The organism is Geomonas sp., assembly GCF_056994735.1.
The window spans coordinates 1-3,673 of sequence record NZ_JBXKJL010000283.1 but is presented as its reverse complement, the minus strand read 5'-3'; the positions used below and the strand labels follow the sequence as shown (position 1 = coordinate 3,673).

The following is a 3,673-nucleotide window of genomic DNA, read 5'->3' as shown; positions in this document are numbered from 1 at the left end:
TGCATCGCACGACCCACGAACGGCCTTGTGAGCGCCGTGAGCAGGAGCCGCTGGCGCCTTTTCCTCCCGCCTTTGCCTGGGAACGCTTTGCCAGGCGTCGAGCGCAAAGTCGGCTGGGATGGCTACCTCTCCTACGATGGAGTGTTGTACGGCTTGCCCTCTTCCCCTGCGGTCGCAGGCAGCATCGTCCAGGTGCGGGAGCGGCATGGCCAGCTCTCGGTGTGGTCAGCGGGGCAGCTGATCGTGGAGCTGGCCAAGCGCCCTCAGTCCCAGACCCATGTGGAGCACCCGGACCAATTTCGCCATGTGGCCCCAGCGGCCTCTCGCCGGGCGCAGGTCATCCCCCTGGGACATCAACGAGCCGCCCCAGCGGTCGAGAGGCGCCAGCTTGCCGAGTATGACCAGCTCTGTGGCCTGGAGGTGTGCGCATGCAGCAGTTAAAACAACTGGGGCTCACCCAATTGGAACAGGCATTCCCAGCTCTCTTTGAGACGGCCAGGCACGAGCAGTGGACCTATGAGACGTTCCTGGGCCGCGCGATTGCTGCCGAGATCGAGGGACGCGACCGGCGCGCCGCCCAACGGCGCATGAGCGCAGCACGTTTGCCAGCTCTCAAAACCCTGGAAGCGTTTGATTTTGCCTTTCAGCCCAGCCTTTCCGAGCGGTTGCTGTGGGAACTGGCGGATCTCTCCTTTGTGCAAACGGCGACGAATGTGTTGTTCCTGGGACCGCCGGGCGTCGGGAAAACACACCTCAGTTTAGCGCTCACCGTCAAGGCCCTGGCCGCCGGCTATTCCGCGCTCTTTACCCCCCTGACCCACCTGGCTGAGGCCCTGGAGAGCGCCCCGTATCCTTCAGTGATGCGAAAGCCTCTGCGGCGCTATACGACCCCTCGTGTGCTGGTGATCGACGAGGTGGGCTACACCAAACTGTCCCCAGCTCAGGCTCACCATTTCTTTGAGCTGGTGACACCTCGTTACTCATAATGCGTCCCTCTCTTGCTAAGATCTCCAACTGGACAAAAGAATCTGTCCGTTTCTTCATTGTATCTGATTTCTACTCGGCGGGACAATCCTGTGGGCAAAAGCGCCATTCGAAGCTTCGCCCGGCGCACCGACGATACGGCAGATAGTCGCCTCGGCGTACATACTGCCAAACCTCCTCAGCCGAACATTGGTGCAGGCGCATCAGGTCACGGATGGTGGGGAAATCAGCGCAGGGTGCCTGCCCACTGAGGCGGACTGCTTCCTGCTCGGTCAAGCGCACCCACTGATCCGACCCGGCAGCGCGCTGATCGCCGGTGAGAACTCCGTGTGCGAGCCAAACATGGACCAGCGAACGCGAGACCTGGAGTCGTCGGGCGGCTTCGGTGCTTGAGATCAACCCATCGCCCCGCACCGCGACAGCTCCTGGTTCGGTTGGGCAAGCCGTGACGATGGTGTGCTGCTTGCGCAGACTGGCCACCCGCCCAGCCGTCCAGGGTTTGCCCGTTGGGGTGCGCACCTCTTCCGCATTGAGCAACTCGGCAATCCGATGGTCGGGCAGACGACTGGCGAGCTCGCGCAGGCGCTCCACCAGCGCAGTGGGGGCCAGACAATGCCAGCCAATCGGGGGGCAGATGACTTCATGGCTCGTGGTTACCCCACCGCTCCACAGGATGGTCATCGAGGCCGCGCGAGGTGCCGTTGGGGTGAGCGTAATCTCCTGAACGACCGTGCGCAGGAGCCGCTTGCGATCAGCCATCGTGGTCGTGGGAGCCCCCCAGAGAGCAGGCACATTCAGGGTGAGCTGGCGAACCGCTTCCTGCTCCTCTGGGGTCAAGGGCACCAGCGTGGTTTTCTGGGCCACGGCATATTCCCGTTCCAGATTGCTGAGAGTCTCCAGGGCCTCGTTCCAGCGTTTTTCGAGGGCACGGGCAACCAGTCGGTTCTCCGGATCGACCGCATCATATTGGCGCTCGGCCAGCCGCACTGCATAGCGTGCCCGTTCCAGCCGCACTTGCCAACCTTTCTCGCGCGCCTGGCGTTCCTGCTCCAAGGTCGAGAGCGCCGCGAGGAGCATCTCGAGTTGGGCCGGTTTCACCGCCTCAAAGAAGCACGCACAGACCGCCTCATCCAGGTAGCGCTGGCCAAAGGATTGGCAGGTCGAGGTGGCATAGCGCATGGCGGCGTCCCGGCACACATAGCGGGGGCCCTGCTTGCTGTACTGAACCTGCATACGTCGCCCACAGCGGCCACACAGGACCAGTCCCTGGACCAAGGCTGTGCCCTCACGCGGCGCTCCAGGACGGCGATGGACGAAGTTGTACATATTGGCCCGCAGTTGCTCCCGGTTGCGCGCATACTGCTCCTCGCTGATGTAGGCGGGATAGACCCCCGACACGACGATCTCCCACTCGTCTTCAGGCAGCCGATGCGCGAAGCGGTGGGGCGGATCGCCTGGGCGCGTTTGCTGCACGCGGCGCCCGTAGACAAACATCCCGGCGTAGACCGGACTGGTGAGCACCTGCGTGAGCATCTGATAGGTCGGCGTCACCCAGACCAGGTGTCCCTGGTCCGTCCCATCCTGGACGAAGCGGGGCATGAGCAGCCCTTCGGCTTGAAACGAGCGCTGGACGGCTCGTGCATTTTGAAGCCGCGCAAAGCGCTCGAAGAGGATGCGCAAGGTCCATTGCACCTGCTCATCGGGATCATGCACGACGGTGCCATCAGGCTGCCGTCGATAGCCGACGGGCAGCCGCAGGCAGAGTGCTCCACGTCGTGCTTTGTTGAGCAGCCCTGTGCGCATGCGGGCCTGGAGAATGTGCAATTCTGCGGCAAAGAGCGTGCCTTTCAACCCTAAGACCAGGCGGTCATTGGGATCGCGCAGATCGTAGATGCCTTCGTCATCGGCAAGCAGCGTGTCAAAGACCGCACAGAGTTCCAGGACCCGATGCCAATCGCTATTGAGGCGAGAGAGTCGTGAGACTTCCGTGACGAGCACGAGGCCAACCTCCCCCAGCCCGATCGCGGAGACCAGGCGTTGAAAGCCCAGGCGTGCCTCACTTGAGGCACCGGAGCGGCCTAGATCCTCATCCACTACCACGATGCGGGGCTGCGGCCAGCCGAGGGTGGCGGCGCGCTCGGCCAGCTGATATTGGCGCCGAGTACTCTCTTGATGCACGACCAGTTGTTTGGGGGTCGATTGCCGCACGTAGACCATCGCGGTGCGGTTGAGATGATGGGGTAGAATGGCAGCAGCATGACTCATGAGGTCCTCCGATGCGTTGCGTGTGAAGATGACGATGCAGCAGTTCGCCCAGCTGCGTGATCAGCTCGTGCTGGGCCTGTTGAGAAAACGTGAGCCACATGGGTGGGGGAAGATCCATCGATTACCTCCTCGTGGTCCGGACGATCCTGTAGCTGCTTCAGTATATCAAGCAGCGAACGGACGCTGGTCACGCTCCACAATGGCGTGACCTGGGAGGAGGGAAGATCTGGACACTGATCGGTCCAGCGCTCTTTCACTTGCTGCGTAGCCCCAGAGGGCAATTGAATGACCACATAGGTCTCTCCTTGCTTGCTCAGCGTGCGTAGCAGGGGAAACACTTGGCCCTGGAGCGGGTGGTGAAGCGCTGTCACCTGAATGAATTGGCGCTGTGAAGCAGACTGGTCTGTAGTATGTTGGTCAGAGT

At 62.3% G+C, this 3,673-nt stretch carries 3 protein-coding genes; 2 read left to right on the top strand and 1 reads right to left on the bottom strand.

Annotated elements, in window-relative coordinates; all coding sequences use genetic code 11:
- The coding region (locus tag AC11W3_RS12120) for a Mu transposase domain-containing protein (protein ID WP_484093091.1) at positions 1–441 on the top strand (441 nt) is incomplete at its 5' end.
- On the top strand, positions 429–986 hold the full coding sequence (locus tag AC11W3_RS12115; RefSeq protein ID WP_484093090.1) for an ATP-binding protein: 558 nt from the start codon (positions 429–431) through the stop codon (positions 984–986). The genes AC11W3_RS12120 and AC11W3_RS12115, both read left to right, overlap by 13 nt.
- A gap of 70 nt (positions 987–1,056) precedes the next feature.
- On the opposite strand, the gene AC11W3_RS12110 is transcribed toward AC11W3_RS12115, so the two are convergent.
- The gene (locus AC11W3_RS12110) at positions 1,057–3,249 is read right to left on the bottom strand and encodes a recombinase family protein (protein WP_484093089.1); all 2,193 of its coding nucleotides are present in this window, start codon (positions 3,247–3,249) and stop codon (positions 1,057–1,059) included.
- Between the last annotated feature and the right edge of the window lie 424 nt (positions 3,250–3,673).